Here is a 14,110-nt window from a genome sequence, read left to right as displayed (position 1 = left end):
CGCCGGCGACGGAGGGGGGAGCAGCGATGTCCTATCTGCTCGGGATCGACCTGGGGGCGACCTCGGTGACGGCCGCCGTGCTGCGCACGGGCGGTGCCGCGGAGCCGGTGCGCCTGAGCGGGCACGACGACGGCCACACTCTGCCGGCGGTGCTCGTCGCGACGCCCGGTGGGGACCTGCTGTGCGGCGAGGCCGCGCGGCGCCGCGCCCCCGCGGAGCCCGACCGCGTCGCGCGCGGGTTCCTCGACCGTGTCGGGGACCCCACGCCGCTGTCGCTGGGCGGGTTCGCCTTCGCCGCCGAGGACCTGTGCGCCCGGCTGGTGCGGGTGCTCGTCGACGAGGTGTCCACCCGGCACGGCGGGCCGCCGTCGCGGATCGGGGTCACCTGCCCCGTCGGCTGGGGCCGGCACAAGCGCGACCTGCTGGCCGCCGCGCTGCGCCGCCGCGGGCTGACGGTCTCCCTGGTCACCGCGCCGCAGGCGGTCGCGCTCGCGCACCGCACGGTCGCGCCGGGCCGCGGGCCGCTCGCCGTCGTCGACCTGGGGGGCAACGGCACCACCGCCACCGTCCTGGCACCGTCCGCGCCGGGGGTGCTGCCCGAGGCCGTCGGCCGCACGGTCACCTGCCGCGCCGGCGGCGCCGACGTCGACGACGCCCTGTTCGCCTTCGTCCGGGCGTCCTCCCCGGCCACGGCCGCCGCGTTCGACGGCCTCGACACCGAGGACCCGCGGACCGTCGCCGCCCTGACCACCCTGCGCGACGAGTGCCGCGCCGCCAAGCAGCTGCTGTCCCGCGAGACGGTCGCGACCGTCCGGGTCGACGTGCCCGGGCTGCGCACCGCCGTCCGGGTGCACCGCTCCGACCTCGACGAGCTCGCCCGCCCGCTGCTGGAGCCGGTCGCCGAGCTGGTCGCCGACGTCGTCGAGGCCACCCCGGAGGCCGAGGTGCTGCTCGCCGGCGGCGCGGCCCGGATGCCGGTCGCGGTGCAGGCCGTCTCGGCGGCGCTGGGCCGCCCCGTCGCCGTCGCGGCCGACCCGGTCGCCGACGCCGCCCGGGGCGCCGCGCTGGCCGTCGCCCCCGGTGCCGGGACGTCGTGGCCCGGGGTGCGGATGGCCCCGCTGACCGTCCCCGCGCCGCGCGAGCCGGTCGGGCCCCCGCGGGGCGAGGACCGCCCCGGGCGCACGACGCGCAGCCCGTGGGACCGGCCGTCCGGGGAGGTCCCGGTCTGGCCCACCCGCGGCGAGCGGGAGCGCTCCGCCCGGACGCCCGAGCAGCCCGCGGCGACCGCGGTCGCGCTGCTCGACCCGCCGACCGGGCCCGTCGCGGCCCCCCGCACCCGTCCGGCGCAGCCCCCCGCCCCCGCGCGGACCTCCCTCCTCGCCACCGACCGGCCGCTGCCCGCGGGCGCACCCCCGGTCCCGGAGCGGCCCGTCCCGGACAGCCTGGTCACCCGCGACGCACCCCGCCCGCCCGCCGCGCGCCGCGCGGTCACCCGGCAGCGCCTGCTCGTCGGGGCCGGTGGTGTCGCCGGGGCCGCCGCGATCGCCGGGGCGCTGCTGTTCTGGCCCGCACAGACCCCGGGCATCGGCGAGCTGAGCGCCGCACCGGTGCAGACCGCCCCTGCCGTGGCACCCGCGCCCGTCGTCCCCGGGGCACCCGCCCCCGCGGCGGGGACCGGCGCGGCCACCGACGGGACGGGCACCGCCACCGGCGGCACCGGCTCGACGGCCGGGACCGGCCCGGGCGCCGCCGCCCGCCCCGCCCCGGGCGCGGTGGCCTCACCGATCGCGGCCGTCCCGGCCCCGGCCGCCGGCGCTCCGGCCGCGCCCGTCACGACCCCGCCCGCGGCGACGCCGCCGGCGAAGGAGGGCGGCCCGGTGACGGCGCCCCCGGCAGGCACCACCACGCCGCCGGCCGGCACGACCACGCCCCCGGCGGGGACCACCACCCCGCCGGCCGGCACGACCACGCCCCCGGCGGGGACCACCACGCCGCCGGCGGGCACGACCCCGCCCGCGGACACGACCACCACCGTCCCGGCCCCGCCGGCGACGGCTACCGGGACGCCCGCGTGACCGTCGCCCGGCGGTCGTCCCCGCGCGCCGATCACGCTCTGCGCTGCGACGACAGCGTCGGGTGACCCCCACCCCGTCCCCTCCGGACACCGGAGCGGGATGATTCGGACCGCCGGGCCGGCGTGGACACGGGAGCCCCCACGCCGGCTCGGCCCCGGACCGGAATGTGACACCCGCGCGCCCGAAGGTGTGACCGCCACCGCGTCGCGTCGCCCGGGCGCACCCCCTCCGACGTGGTAAAACACTGCGTACCCACAGTGACGGAACGGTGCGAGGGGAGCGCGTGGTGACGCGGTTGGCGGGGGCGGTCATCGGTATGGCGACGGTGGCGCTGGTGCTCGCGTACGTCGTGGTGGGCTGGCCGATCCTGGTGGTCGGCGGGCCGCTGCTGGTCGGGGTGGCCCTCACGGTCGGCGTCCTGGTCCTCACCGAGCGCCCGCGGGCCCTGCTCGCCGAGCGCCGCGCGACCCGCGACGTCTCCTCCCCCTGGGCCGCGGCCGCCGCGCGCGCGGAGACCCCGACCGGCGGGCTGATGAGCGGCTTCTTCGAGATCCCGGCCCCGGCGGCCGCCCTGCCCGAGCAGCGCCCCGCGCCCTCGGACGCCCGCGCCGCCGGCACCCGGTAGCCATAGGTGACAATCGGGCGGTGCCGATCTTCCCGCGTGCCGTCCGCGCCGTGACCGGGGACCGCCCGTGCTGATCGGGATGATCTTCGCGGTGCTGGCCATGCTGTGCAGCACCGTCGCCGCGATCCTGCAGGCCGACGCCGCCCGCCAGGGCGGCCGGACCAGCGCCGTGCTCGCCCGGCCCCGCTTCGTCGGCGGGATCGGGATGGACATCGTGACGTGGCTCTGCATGGTCGTCGCGCTGCAGTTCATCCCGATCTTCGCGGTGCAGGCGACCCTCGCCGGGGCGATCGCGATGACCGCCCTCTACGCCCGCTACTTCCGCGGCGAGTGGCTGCGCCCGGTGCACCGGCTGGCGATCGCGTCGAGCATGGTCGGGCTCGCGCTCGTCGCCGCCAGCGCCGGGACCGAGCGCAAGCAGGCCCTCTCCGGCCACGGCACCACGGTCGCCGTACTGGTCGCCGCCCTCGTCGTGGTCATGGCCGTGACGCTGTGGACGACGAGCGCGACCAAGCCGTGGCCGTCGGCGGTGCTCGCCGGTCTCGGGCTGGGCGGCGGCGCCGTCTGCATCCGGGCGATGCACATCGCCGAGGGGGTCGACCTCGCCGGCCTGATCCGCGAGCCGCTGGTCTACATCCTGCTCGGCATGGCCGTCACCGGGCTCTACAACTACGCCCGGGCGCTGCAGCTCGGCGACGTCGCCACGGTCACCGCGATCTACATGGTCGTGCAGGTCGTGGTGCCGGGGATGGTCGGCATCACGCTGCTCGACGACACCGTCCGCCCCGGCTTCGCCTGGCTGCTGGTGCTGGGGCTCGTGCTCGTCGTCTACGGCACCTCGATCCTGGCTCGCCGCCGTCCGGAGAAGCGCACACCCCCGCGGGTGACCTAGGTTCCGCCGCATGGCCTGGTTCGAGCGTCCCGGTGTCACGCTGCACTTCGAGGAGCACGGCGACGGTGCCCCGGTCCTGCTGATCGCCCCCGGCGGGATGCGGTCCGAGATCGCCGCCTGGGGCAACGCGCCCTGGGACCCGGTCGCCCACCTCGCGCAGCGGTACCGGGTGATCGCGATGGACCAGCGCAACGCCGGGTCCTCGGTCGCCGAGGTGCGCGGCACCGACGGCTGGGACGTCCACACCGCCGACCAGCTCGCCCTGCTCGACCACCTCGGCGTCGACGGGTGCGCGGTCGTCGGCATGTGCATCGGCGGCGCCTACATCGCGAACCTACTGGCCACCGCCCCGCAGCGGGTCCGGGCCGCCGTCGCCCTGCAGCCGATCGGCCGCGCGGACAACCAGGCGATGTTCGAGGAGAAGTTCGACGAGTGGCGGGCCGGCATCGAGGCCGACCACCCCGAGGCGTCCGGCGAGGACTGGGCCTCCTACCGCGCGAACATGTGGGGCGGCGGCGGGATGCTCTACTCCGTGCCCGACGGGGCGCTGGCCCACATGACGACGCCGTGGCAGGTCCTGATGGGCGGCGACGCCTTCCACCCCGAGCCGGTGTCGCGCCGCCTCGCCGAGCTCGCGCCCGGCGCCGAGCTGGTGGAGCGCTGGAAGGCGCCCGCGGACGTCGCGGACGGCCGGGCCGCCGTCGACCGGTTCCTGGCCGAGCACCTGGCCTGATCCGCCGCCGGCGCGCATCCTGTCCCCGTGCCGGACTGGAGCGACGTCGTGCGGATCGGATCGGCGCTGCCCGAGGTCGAGGAGTCGACCTGGTACCGGACCCCGGCGCTGAAGGTGCGCGGCAGGGGGTTCGCCCGGCTGCGCACCGAGGCCGAGGGCGGGCTGGTGCTGATGTGCTCGCTCGCGGAGAAGGAGGCGCTGCTCGCCTCCGGCGACCCGGCGTTCTTCACCACCGCCCACTACGACGGCCACGGGTCGGTCCTCGTCGACCTCGACCGGGTCGACCCGCAGCAGCTCGCCGAGCTCGTCGAGGAGGCGTGGCGGCGCAGGGCCCCCGCCACGGTGCTGCGCCGGCACGACGGCTGAGCGAGGATCGTGGGCGTGCGCTACGTGGTGATCGGGGCAGGGGCCGTCGGCGGGACGATCGGGGCACGGCTGCACGGGGCGGGACGCGACGTCGTCCTCGTCGCCCGCGGCGCGCACCTCGACGCGATCCGGGAGCGCGGGCTGCGGCTCGACACCCCCGACGGGTCGCACACGCACCGGGTCCCGGCCGTCGGCACGGTCGGCGAGGCCCGGCCCACCCCCGACGACGTCGCGATCCTCGCCGTGAAGTCGCAGGACACCCCGCCACCGCTGGCCGCGCTGCTCAAGGCGGCGCCCGGCATCACCGTCGCCTGCGCGCAGAACGGCGTCGCGAACGAGCGCCTCGCCGCCCGCCGCACCGACCGGGTGCAGGCGATGCTGGTCATCCTGCCCGCCGAGCACTACGAGCCGGGCGTCGTCGTGGCGTCGTCGTCGCCGGTGCCGGGCGTGCTCGACGTCGGCCGCTTCCCCACCGGCACCGACGCGACCAGCGAGGCGATCGCCGCCGACCTGACCGCGGCCGGGTTCTCCTCCCGGCCCGACCCGGAGGTCATGGCCGCGAAGTACGGCAAGCTGCTGACCAACCTCGGGAACGCCGTCGACGCGATCTGCGGGCTCGACGACCCCGACGCCCGCCGCCTGCTCGACGCCGCGACGGCCGAGGGCGAGGCCGCGCTCGCCGCCGCCGGGATCACGCCCCGCACCGGCGACGACGACCGCGTGCGCCGCGAGGGGATCCTCACCGAGCGGCCGGTCGCGGGCGCGACGCGGCGGGGGTCGTCGTCGTGGCAGAGCCTGTCCCGCGGGACCGGCTCGATCGAGGCCCGCTACCTCAACGGCGAGATCACCGCCCTCGGCGCGGCGCACCGGATCCCCACCCCGGTCAACACCGAGCTGGTCCGGGTGGCCGAGCAGATGGCCGCGGCCGGGGAGCCGCCGGCGTCGCGCACCGCGGCGACGGTGCTCGCCGCGCTGCCGTGACGGCGGCCCCGCTGCCCCTGCCCGTCGCGCGGGCCGCGTTCGCCGACACCCTCGACGGGCTGTCCGCGCTGCTGCGCCACCTCGACGACACCACGCTGCACGCCCGCAGCCGCTGCCACGGCCGGCTCGCCGCCGACGTCCTCGCCCACCTGCACCTGGGGCTGGTCGAGATGCTCGCCGGGTTCCCGGCCCGCACCGTCCGACCCGCCGACGTCGACCTCGCGACCTACTGGAGCGCCCCGCCGCCGGGCGCGGCACAGCCCGGATGGGCGCACGAGCGTTTCGCCCGGGCCGTCGCCGCCGCCTACGCCCGCCCGTCCGGGCAGCTCGCGCACGTCGCGAGGACCGTGCGCGGCCTGCGCCGCCTGGTGGCCGACCTCGACGCGCCGTACCGGCTGGAGTTCCAGGGCCACGTGCTGGAGGTGGCCGACTTCGTCGGCACCTGGGTCGTCGAGGTCGCGGTGCACCACCTGGACATGACCGTCGCGCTGCCCGATGTCCCCGCCCCGCCGGCGTCGGGGCTCGCCCTGGTGCGCGAGACCGTGGCCCGGCCGGCCGGGCGCGACGCCGTCGCCGGGTGGGACGACGACACCGCCCTCGCGCTCGCCGCCACCGGGCGGGAGCCGGGGATGGTGCCGGTCCTCGGTCAGTAGGTGAGGTGGGCCCCGCCGTTCTCCAGCTCGGTCCTGCTGAACAGCACGCCCGTCCCGTCGGCGGTGCCCACCGCGATCCGGAAGGTGTCGCCCCGGGCGGGGACGGCGTCGACGGTGAAGGAGAAGGTGCAGGTGTCGGACAGGCCGTAGTAGCCGGTCGCCGCGCCGGACACGCCGACCCCGAGCGACCCGGTGCCGACCACCGCGCCGTCGGCGTCGCGGACGGTCACCCTCGTCCCGTCGTGCAGCCAGCTGTACAGGCCGCGGCCCTCGCACGCGGTGAACGGGCCCAGCGTCGGGTAGGTGCTGGTCACCGACACGGTGCCGGTGACGTCCATCGTCCCCTTCGCCGACAGCGCCGAGCCCAGCAGCGCGACGGCCAGCACCGCCCCGACCAGCCCGAGCACGACCCACCCGCGACGCGGGCCGGTGCGCGGCGCGGCCGGCCACCCGGCCGGGCCGTACCCGGCGGGCACCGGGCCGTGTCCGGTGGGGACGGGGCCGTACGCGGGCGGCACCGGGCCGTACGCGGGACGCAGCCCGGCCGGGACGTCCGGCGCGTCCCACCACGGCTGCTCCGGTCCACTGCTGTTCCGCTCCGCGGTGCTGGTCATGTCCTCACGTCCCCGACGACGGCGGGCACCCGGTGCGCCCGCGACGTACGGCTGTCGGCCCGGCGGGCTGCGCCGTTTCGCCCACTCCACAGAAGAGATGAACTGCGCCGTTCGGAGCAGGATCGTCGTTAACGACAGGGTGGTGCGCCCGATGGACCGCACGTCACGGCCGGAGCGACCGGCCGCGCGTCGTCGGGGAGGGTCGTCATGGTCGAGCGGTGCCGGTGCGGGGCGGAGCTGCTGGGCTCGCTGCACTTCTGCGTCCGGTGCGGGCAGCAGCGCCCGCCGGTCCTCGCGCGGCAGCGGGCCGGGGCGGTCGCCGGCCGCGCCGACGGCCGGTCCCTGTCGCCCGCCCCGCCCGCGCCGCCGCGGCCGCACGTGGCCGCCGCCCCGGCGTACCCGCCGCCGTGGGCGGCACCCGCCAGCTGGGGCCCCGCCCCGGCGACGCCGTCGCGGACGCCCTGGATGGTGGCCTCGCTGGTGCTCGTGACCGCGATCCTGGCGGGTGCCGCGCTGCTCGTGCTGCGTCCCGGCCTGCTGCAGGCCAGCGCGTCGGCGGCACCGGCCCCGGCGGCCGTCCCGGTCGTCGTCGCGCCGGCCGCGGCCCCGGTCGTCGTCCCGCCGACGAGCTGGGTACCCACCTACATCCCGACCGCCGCCGCGTCGCTCGCCGAGCAGGTCGCCGCGGACAGCGCCCGGGTCGCCGCGACCACCGGCTACTGGGTGCCGCAGCTGTCGTCCAAGCGCGCCGGGACCAGCGACGGCGGCGTCACCTACGACGAGCCGGCCATCCTCGACCACTACCGCGGCCTGGCGGCGCGGTACCCGGGCGCGGCCCTGCTGTGGTCCGGCGACTGGCCGGTGTTCCGCAACGGCGACTACTGGGTCGTGGTCGTCGCCCAGCCCTTCACCACCGCGGCCGGGGCCAACGCCTGGTGCGACGCGCAGGGCCTCGGCGCGGACGACTGCTTCGCCAAGAAGCTCTCGGCCACCGAGGGCCCGCAGGGATCGACGGTGCACCGGTGAGCGCGGCGTACGGGCCGCGGCCGCGCGCCGCGCTGCCCGACGTGGCTGTGCTGTTCCCGTGGCGGGCGTGGACGCGGCACCCGTGGTTCCGGTCGACGACGACGTGGGTGTTCGTCGCGCTGATCGCGGTCCCGCCGCTGGCCACGACGCTGCCGACCACCGGCAGCGACGACATCCTGCTCCCGTCGATCGTGCTCCTCGTCCGCCGCCGGGCCTGGAAAGTGATGTCCCCCGCGAGTTCCTGTTCCTCGGAGCGACCAGCGGACTGGTGTTCGGCGCCGTCGAGGCGGTCGGCTACGCCAACGCCTTCGCCATCCACGACGCCGACTCCGGACTCACCCTCGCCTGGCGGCTGCTGACCGGCCCGATCGTCCACGCATGCTGGGCCGGCCTGTCCGGCTACTTCCTCGGACTGGCGTCGCGCTACCGCGACGCCGGACCGTGGCTCGCGCTGGCCGGGATCGGGATCGCGTTGCCGGCCGTGCTGCACGGGCTCAACAACTGGGTCGCCGGTGAGAACGGCCCCGTCTGGGCGGCGGTCCAGGGACTCAGCGCAGCGCTCCTGTTCGGGTACGCCCGCATCGGTCTCATCGCGAGCCACCCGACCCCGGCGACGGCCCCGCCCGCACGGGCCGGGACCCCGGCGGGCCCGGACCCGCGCCCGCCGGGGCATCGGTTCGCGCCCGACCTCCCCACCCGGCGCCTGCCCGTCGTCCGCCGTCCGTGACCGGAAACCCCTGACCCGCGGCCCGCGCACGCCTACCGTGAACCCCATGACCTCCACCGCGCACGGCACCGCGATCGACAGCCTCGCCGAGCTGCAGGAGATCACCGGGCAACCGATCGCCCCGGCGCTGGCGAAGGAGCGCGACCATCTCGTCGACGTGCACCGGGCCTGGCTGGCCGCGTCGCGGTTCCTGCTGCTGGCGACGTCCGGCGCCGACGGGACCTGCGACGTCTCGCCCAAGGGCGACCCGGCCGGGTTCGTCCACGTCCTCGACGACCGGACGGTCGCGGTGCCCGAGCGTCCCGGCAACGGCCGCGTCGACGGCTGGCGCAACGTGCTGGAGAACCCGCACGTCGGGCTGATCCTGCTCGTCCCCGGGCGGAACGACACCCTGCGCATCAACGGCCGGGCCCGGCTGGTGCGCGACGCGCCGTACTTCGACGAGCTCGCGGTGAAGGGCCGCCGCCCGCTGCTCGCCTGCGAGGTCACGATCGACCAGGTCTACTTCCACTGCCCCAAGGCGTTCCTGCGCTCCGAGCTGTGGGCGACGGCGAGCTGGCCCGCCCCGGACGCGCTGCCGTCCACCGCGCAGCTCGCGAAGCGGCTCGCGCGGCCCGACGAGCCGCTGGAGAAGATCGAGCAGTACTACGGCTCCGGCTACGCCGCGAAGCTCTACTAGGGGTCGTGCAGATTACATCGGAACCGCAGGTCACACCGTGCACAATGGGGAGACGTGACACCCCACGTCCTGCCGCTGCGGCGGTCCCTGCGCGTCCTGCTCTCCGCCGTGCTGACCGGGCTCGCGATCCCGATCGTGCTCGCGGCGGGTGCCGCGCTGCCGACGGCCGCGGTGGTCGCGGGGATCGTGCTCGCGGTGTTCGTCGCCGGGGTGGCCCGCACGCTGTCCTGGGTGGCCGGTGAGCCGGTCGGGGAGCGGGCGACGGCGCTGGCGGTGTCCAGCGGGCTGGGCGCGGGCGTCGCGCTGATCGGCCTCGGGGTGGCCGCGGTGTTCGCCGGACCCGCCGTGCTGGTGCTGGTCCCGCTGCTCACCGCCGCCGGGGCCGGCGCGTGGTGGGTCGGCCGTCGCGAGACGCCGCGCGCGCTCTGACTCCGCCCGGATGCTCCCCGGGCGCGACGAAGGTCCGGAACCGGCGCGCGCGTCACCCGTCAGGGGGCGTGCCCACCCCGTGCGCACCCCGCGGAGCCGCTACGGTCCGCCCCTGTCCGACGATCGACGCAGTTCAGGGAGGGCGACATGGCCGGCAAGTTCGAGGTCTACGAGGACCAGGCGGGGAAGTTCCGGTTCCGGCTGAAGGCGGGCAACGGCGAGGTCGTCGCCTCCGGACAGGGCTACCCGACGAAGTCCGCCGCGCACAAGGGCTGCGAGGCCGTGCAGCGTGCCGCCGACGGTGCGCGGATCGAGGACGTCGACTCCTGACCGGCCGCCCGCCGGCCCGCACCGTCGGCGGGGCCGGCGGGGCCGGGTCCCCGTCGTGACCGGCGGCTCGGGCCGGGGAACGGTGCCCGCCGTCCTGCTCGACCGGCTGCCCGCGGTGCCGGTGGCAGCCGGCCGCCGGTCGTTCGTCGTCGGGCTGGACGGGCGCAGCGGGTCCGGGAAGTCGACGCTCGCCGCCGCGGTCGCGACGCGGCTCGGCGGGCCCGCCGTGGTGACGGTGATCGAGGGCGACGACTTCTACCGCGGCGGCAGCGCGCGGACCTGGGACCGGCGGAGCGCGCCGGAGAGCGTGGACCGGGTCACCGACTGGCGCGCGCAGCGCAGCGTGCTCACCCGGCTGCGGGCCGGCGGCGCCGCCTCCTGGCACGCCTTCGACTGGGACGACGAACGCTGGGACGACGACCGGGCCCCCGTCGCGACGACGGCCACGACCGCCCGGGCGGCCCCGGTCGTCGTGCTGGAGGGCGCCTACGCCTGCCGTCCCGAGCTGCACGACCTGCTCGACCTGCGTGTCCTGCTGACCGCACCCGGTGACGTCCGCCGGCGCCGGCTCGCGACCCGCGACGGCGACGACCACGACCCCGTCTGGGAGGCGCGCTGGGCAGCGGCCGAGACCCACTACCTCGACGGCGTGATGCCCCCGGAGCGCTTCGACGTCGTCCTGGGGTGACCGCTCGTCGTGGGGTCCGCCGGTGGGCGCGGGCATCCGTTCCCGGATACGACGAAGGCCCGGGCGCGGCGGCGAAACCCGCCGCTGACCTGGGCCTTCGTATTCTGAGCGGATGACGGGAATCGAACCCGCGTATTCAGCTTGGGAAGCTGATGTTCTACCATTGAACTACATCCGCACGTGCTGCGATCACCCTAGCACCACGCTCCGCGGACCTGTCACGGGACTCGCCCCTCCGGTCGTCGCACGATCCGACCACCGGGCGCGCGGCGCTCGACCTTCGCACCACCACCCCACACACTCTCCGTGTCGGTCAGACTCCGACCGGAAGGCGACGGCCATGACGGTGTTCGACCCGCTCACGGGCGACGCGTCCGGGTTCCCCCCGGACCACGAGCACGACATCCTGCTCATCGCGGGCAGCCGTCCCGAGGTCGCCCGCCTCGCCCCGGTCGCCGGTGCCGTCGCCGCGGCCGACCGCATCCGTGGCGTCACCGTCGCGACCGGGCCGGACCCGATGGCCGTCCACGAGGCGTTCGAGGCGCTCGGAGTGCCGACCGACATCACGATCCTGCTGCCGCTCGACGTCGGGAACGGCGTCGCCGACGTCGCGGCGGCCCTGCTCACCCGGCTCGACCAGCTGCTCGTCGACCAGGACCCGTCCGCGGTGCTGGTGCACGGCGGCGGGATGGCCGCCGCCGTCGCCGCGACCGTCGCGTTCTGGCGGCGGATCCCGATCGTGCACATGCAGGCCGGGATGGGGACCGACGACCTGCTGTGCCCGTTCCCGCAGGAGGCGCACCGCCGGGTGATCGGGCAGCTCGCGTCGCTGTTCCTGACGACCAGCGGCTCCGCGCTCGGCAGCCCGCTCGGCCCGAACGTGCTGACCATCGGCGACACGATCAACTCGCTGCCGGTCCCGCAGCACTCCGGCTGCGTCGCGGCCCTGCAGCGGGTGCAGGACGAGCACCGCAGGCTGATCGTGGTCGACCTGGCGCGGCCGTCGTCGGCGCCGGTGCTGCGCGGGGTGGCGGACCTGCTCGAGCGCTACCCGCGGATCGAGGTCGTCGTGCTGGGCCCGCTCGCCGCGGACGAGCCGGCCCGCTCGCTCGGCGCGCACCCGCGGGTCACCGTCGTCGCGGAGTCGTCGATGCCGGACCAGCTGGCCGTGCTCGCGGCGGCGACCGTGCTGGTCAGCGACGACCACGAGCTCGTCGTCGACGCCCCCGGCCTGGGCACCCTCGCGGTGCTCGTCGACGGCCCGAACGTGCCGCAGCCGGGCGACTCGATCCGCAGCATCGCCGCGCACGACGCGGCCGCCGCCGTCGCCCAGGTCCTCGACAGCGACCACGGCCGCCGCGGCGCCGCGTCCGACGGGTTCGAGGCCGCGCGCGCCGAGCAGGCCATCGCCTGGATGTTCGGGCTGACCCGCTCCCCCCAGCTGCCCGACGACCTCTCCGGCGGCGGCCGGCACTCCACGACCGAGGTCGGGTCGGACTCGGAGGAGTCGTCCGAGGCGTGACCCGGCCCGCTGGATAGGGTGTCCGCGTGCTGCTCTCCGACGGCGACCTGCGCAAGGAGATCGAGTCCGGCCGGCTCGTGCTCGACCCGTGGGACGTCGAGATGCTCCAGCCGTCCAGCGTGGACGTCCGGCTCGACCGCTTCTTCCGGGTGTTCCAGAACTCGCGCTACACCCACATCGACCCGGCCCAGCAGCAGGACGAGCTGACGACCCCGGTCGAGACGCCGGACGGCGAGTCGTTCGTCCTGCACCCGGGGGAGTTCGTGCTCGGCTCGACGTTCGAGCGCGTCGGGCTGCCCGACGACCTGGCCGGACGGCTGGAGGGCAAGAGCTCGCTCGGCCGGCTGGGCCTGCTGACCCACTCCACCGCCGGGTTCATCGACCCCGGCTTCACCGGGCACATCACGCTCGAGCTGTCCAACGTCGCGAACCTCCCGATCACCCTGTGGCCGGGCATGAAGATCGGTCAGCTCTGCCTGTTCCGCCTGTCCAGCCCGGCCGAGCGGCCCTACGGGACCGAGGGCGTCGGCTCGCGCTACCAGGGCCAGCGGGGCCCGACGCCGTCGCGCGCGTTCCGCAACTTCCACCGCACCGACACCCGGCGGGCCTGAGCGGGAGCGCCCTGCGGGGGTGACGGCGTCGCTACCCTGGGGCGCGATGGACGACGACCGCAGCTCCCCGGACCCGTGGGCCACCGGCCGTCGCCGTGGCGGGCGGCCCGACCGCGGCGTCCGCCCCGCCGCCCCGCGCCCCGGCGGCGACGAGCCGCCCCGGGTGGTCGAGGGGACCGTGGACCCGGCGCCGTCCCCCGGCGGTGAGCTCGTCCCCGTCGCCCGGCCCGCGGCACCCCCGCCCGGACCGGCGTCGTCGCCGTCCGGGCCGGTCGCGCCGGGACCGGGCGACCCGGACCCCGGCGGGCGCGACCCGTGGGCGCCCTGGCGGCGCCTGCGCCCGCGCAGCGTGCGCGGCGCCACCGCGCTCGGCCTGGCCGGCGCCGCACTGCTGCTCCTGCCGTTCCTGGACGACCCGGACCGCTGGTGGGTCCCCGTCGGACTCGGGTTCGGCACGCTCGTGCTGCTCGCGCTGCTGCGGCTCGACCGGCTGCTGCAGGGGTGGGCGCCGCACGTCGCCGGCGTGGTGCTCGTCGGCGCGCTGGTCGACGCGACCCGGCAGAACCCCTGGTCGTGGGCGCTCGCGCTGTCGGTCGGGGTGGTCGTCGCCGGGGCGCTGCTGCTGCCGCGGTGGAAGCTCCTGGCCGTCGGCGCGGTGCTGCTCGTCGTGTCCGGGGTCGGCTGGACGTTCCGGTCCACCGAGATCCGCCAGGAGCAGGCCCGCGACGACGCCCGGGCCGGCGCGCAGTTCCGGACCGACCTCGGCGTCGCGCGGCCGCAGCTCGCGCTCGTCTCGCTCGACACCGGCGTCGCGTCGCCGAACCCGTCGCGGGTCTGCCGGCTCGCCCAGCCCGCCGCGCTGGCCCAGCTGCAGGCCGCGACCGGTGCCGCGACCTGTGAGGACGCCGTCGGCGTCCTGCACGGGCGGATGCCCGCCGGTGCGGCGGTGACCGAGCCGGACCGCCGCCCCGACCCGGACGTCGCGGTCGGCGGCACCACCGTCGTCGACGCCTGCAGCTCGGCCTGGGGGGCGGCGGCCCCGCAGCTGGGCCGGGTGACGCTGACCCGCACCGCCACCACGACCTACCAGGTCAGCGCCTTCACACCCTGCTGAGCACCCCCGCACACGACGACGGCCGGGCCCCTGCGCGGGTGCCCG

At 77.0% G+C, this 14,110-nt stretch carries 17 protein-coding genes and 1 tRNA gene; 16 read left to right on the top strand and 2 right to left on the bottom strand.

Going from position 1 to position 14,110, the window contains the following annotated elements:
• The first annotated feature begins 26 nt into the window (after positions 1 to 26).
• The 7 genes from WJX68_RS22705 (at position 27) to WJX68_RS22675 (ending at position 6,325) form a co-directional block, all read left to right on the top strand.
• The gene (locus tag WJX68_RS22705; RefSeq protein WP_340294459.1) at positions 27 to 2,075 is read left to right on the top strand and encodes an Hsp70 family protein; all 2,049 of its coding nucleotides are present in this window, start codon (positions 27 to 29) and stop codon (positions 2,073 to 2,075) included.
• 283 nt (positions 2,076 to 2,358) lie between these two features.
• Positions 2,359 to 2,700, top strand: coding sequence for a hypothetical protein (locus tag WJX68_RS22700; RefSeq protein ID WP_340294457.1), 342 nt, complete (start codon positions 2,359 to 2,361; stop codon positions 2,698 to 2,700).
• A 67-nt stretch (positions 2,701 to 2,767) separates the two neighbouring features.
• Complete coding sequence (locus WJX68_RS22695) at positions 2,768 to 3,592, top strand: hypothetical protein (protein WP_340294455.1); 825 nt, start codon at positions 2,768 to 2,770, stop codon at positions 3,590 to 3,592.
• A gap of 10 nt (positions 3,593 to 3,602) precedes the next feature.
• Positions 3,603 to 4,325, top strand: a complete 723-nt coding sequence (locus WJX68_RS22690; RefSeq protein WP_340294453.1) for an alpha/beta fold hydrolase — start codon at positions 3,603 to 3,605, stop codon at positions 4,323 to 4,325.
• 27 nt (positions 4,326 to 4,352) lie between these two features.
• Positions 4,353 to 4,691 carry an MmcQ/YjbR family DNA-binding protein gene (locus WJX68_RS22685; RefSeq protein WP_340294451.1) on the top strand — a complete coding sequence of 113 codons (339 nt, stop codon included), beginning with the start codon at positions 4,353 to 4,355 and terminating at the stop codon, positions 4,689 to 4,691.
• Positions 4,692 to 4,706: 15 nt separating this feature from the next.
• Positions 4,707 to 5,672 (top strand): ketopantoate reductase family protein, encoded by a 966-nt coding sequence (locus WJX68_RS22680; protein ID WP_340294449.1) that lies wholly within the window; start codon positions 4,707 to 4,709, stop codon positions 5,670 to 5,672.
• On the top strand, positions 5,669 to 6,325 hold the full coding sequence (locus WJX68_RS22675; RefSeq protein ID WP_340294447.1) for a maleylpyruvate isomerase N-terminal domain-containing protein: 657 nt from the start codon (positions 5,669 to 5,671) through the stop codon (positions 6,323 to 6,325). The genes WJX68_RS22680 and WJX68_RS22675 overlap by 4 nt, the downstream gene beginning before the upstream one ends.
• Here WJX68_RS22675 and WJX68_RS22670 read toward each other — a convergent pair.
• Positions 6,319 to 6,939, bottom strand: coding sequence for a hypothetical protein (locus WJX68_RS22670; RefSeq protein ID WP_340294445.1), 621 nt, complete (start codon positions 6,937 to 6,939; stop codon positions 6,319 to 6,321). The genes WJX68_RS22675 and WJX68_RS22670 overlap by 7 nt on opposite strands.
• A gap of 207 nt (positions 6,940 to 7,146) precedes the next feature.
• Between WJX68_RS22670 and WJX68_RS22665 the strand changes: the two genes are divergently transcribed.
• The 6 genes from WJX68_RS22665 (at position 7,147) to WJX68_RS22640 (ending at position 10,818) form a co-directional block, all read left to right on the top strand.
• Positions 7,147 to 7,965, top strand: coding sequence for a hypothetical protein (locus WJX68_RS22665; protein WP_340294443.1), 819 nt, complete (start codon positions 7,147 to 7,149; stop codon positions 7,963 to 7,965).
• A 58-nt stretch (positions 7,966 to 8,023) separates the two neighbouring features.
• Positions 8,024 to 8,692, top strand: coding sequence for a PrsW family glutamic-type intramembrane protease (locus WJX68_RS22660; protein ID WP_340294441.1), 669 nt, complete (start codon positions 8,024 to 8,026; stop codon positions 8,690 to 8,692).
• 46 nt (positions 8,693 to 8,738) lie between these two features.
• On the top strand, positions 8,739 to 9,371 hold the full coding sequence (locus WJX68_RS22655; RefSeq protein ID WP_340294439.1) for a pyridoxamine 5'-phosphate oxidase family protein: 633 nt from the start codon (positions 8,739 to 8,741) through the stop codon (positions 9,369 to 9,371).
• A gap of 54 nt (positions 9,372 to 9,425) precedes the next feature.
• On the top strand, positions 9,426 to 9,800 hold the full coding sequence (locus WJX68_RS22650; RefSeq protein WP_340294437.1) for a hypothetical protein: 375 nt from the start codon (positions 9,426 to 9,428) through the stop codon (positions 9,798 to 9,800).
• A gap of 147 nt (positions 9,801 to 9,947) precedes the next feature.
• Positions 9,948 to 10,130 (top strand): YegP family protein, encoded by a 183-nt coding sequence (locus WJX68_RS22645; RefSeq protein ID WP_340294435.1) that lies wholly within the window; start codon positions 9,948 to 9,950, stop codon positions 10,128 to 10,130.
• A gap of 55 nt (positions 10,131 to 10,185) precedes the next feature.
• Positions 10,186 to 10,818 carry a uridine kinase family protein gene (locus tag WJX68_RS22640; protein WP_340294433.1) on the top strand — a complete coding sequence of 211 codons (633 nt, stop codon included), beginning with the start codon at positions 10,186 to 10,188 and terminating at the stop codon, positions 10,816 to 10,818.
• A 107-nt stretch (positions 10,819 to 10,925) separates the two neighbouring features.
• Here WJX68_RS22640 and WJX68_RS22635 read toward each other — a convergent pair.
• A tRNA-Gly gene (locus WJX68_RS22635) sits at positions 10,926 to 10,996 on the bottom strand.
• Between the two features lie 162 nt (positions 10,997 to 11,158).
• Between WJX68_RS22635 and WJX68_RS22630 the strand changes: the two genes are divergently transcribed.
• From WJX68_RS22630 to WJX68_RS22620, 3 genes are read left to right on the top strand one after another with little or no spacing between them, the layout of a single operon-like run.
• Positions 11,159 to 12,340 carry a UDP-N-acetylglucosamine 2-epimerase gene (locus WJX68_RS22630; protein WP_340294431.1) on the top strand — a complete coding sequence of 394 codons (1,182 nt, stop codon included), beginning with the start codon at positions 11,159 to 11,161 and terminating at the stop codon, positions 12,338 to 12,340.
• Positions 12,341 to 12,366: 26 nt separating this feature from the next.
• Complete coding sequence (gene dcd, locus WJX68_RS22625) at positions 12,367 to 12,951, top strand: dCTP deaminase (RefSeq protein ID WP_340294429.1); 585 nt, start codon at positions 12,367 to 12,369, stop codon at positions 12,949 to 12,951.
• Positions 12,952 to 12,997: 46 nt separating this feature from the next.
• Complete coding sequence (locus WJX68_RS22620) at positions 12,998 to 14,065, top strand: hypothetical protein (protein WP_340294427.1); 1,068 nt, start codon at positions 12,998 to 13,000, stop codon at positions 14,063 to 14,065.
• The last annotated feature ends 45 nt before the right edge of the window (positions 14,066 to 14,110 follow it).

This window comes from Pseudonocardia spirodelae, assembly GCF_037727765.1.
Lineage (GTDB): Bacteria > Actinomycetota > Actinomycetes > Mycobacteriales > Pseudonocardiaceae > Pseudonocardia > Pseudonocardia spirodelae.
Note: the sequence above shows the minus strand (reverse complement) of the source record. Positions and strands in the feature narration are given on the sequence as shown.

Bases quoted from the DNA above. Each gene is read 5' to 3' on its own strand.
- WJX68_RS22705 (WP_340294459.1), top strand. From the start codon at position 27: ATGTCCTATCTGCTCGGGATCGACCTGGGGGCGACCTCGGTGACGGCC.
- WJX68_RS22690 (WP_340294453.1), top strand. From the start codon at position 3,603: ATGGCCTGGTTCGAGCGTCCCGGTGTCACGCTGCACTTCGAGGAGCAC.
- WJX68_RS22670 (WP_340294445.1), bottom strand. From the start codon at position 6,939: ATGACCAGCACCGCGGAGCGGAACAGCAGTGGACCGGAGCAGCCGTGG.
- WJX68_RS22665 (WP_340294443.1), top strand. From the start codon at position 7,147: ATGGTCGAGCGGTGCCGGTGCGGGGCGGAGCTGCTGGGCTCGCTGCAC.
- WJX68_RS22655 (WP_340294439.1), top strand. From the start codon at position 8,739: ATGACCTCCACCGCGCACGGCACCGCGATCGACAGCCTCGCCGAGCTG.
- WJX68_RS22645 (WP_340294435.1), top strand. From the start codon at position 9,948: ATGGCCGGCAAGTTCGAGGTCTACGAGGACCAGGCGGGGAAGTTCCGG.
- WJX68_RS22630 (WP_340294431.1), top strand. From the start codon at position 11,159: ATGACGGTGTTCGACCCGCTCACGGGCGACGCGTCCGGGTTCCCCCCG.
- WJX68_RS22620 (WP_340294427.1), top strand. From the start codon at position 12,998: ATGGACGACGACCGCAGCTCCCCGGACCCGTGGGCCACCGGCCGTCGC.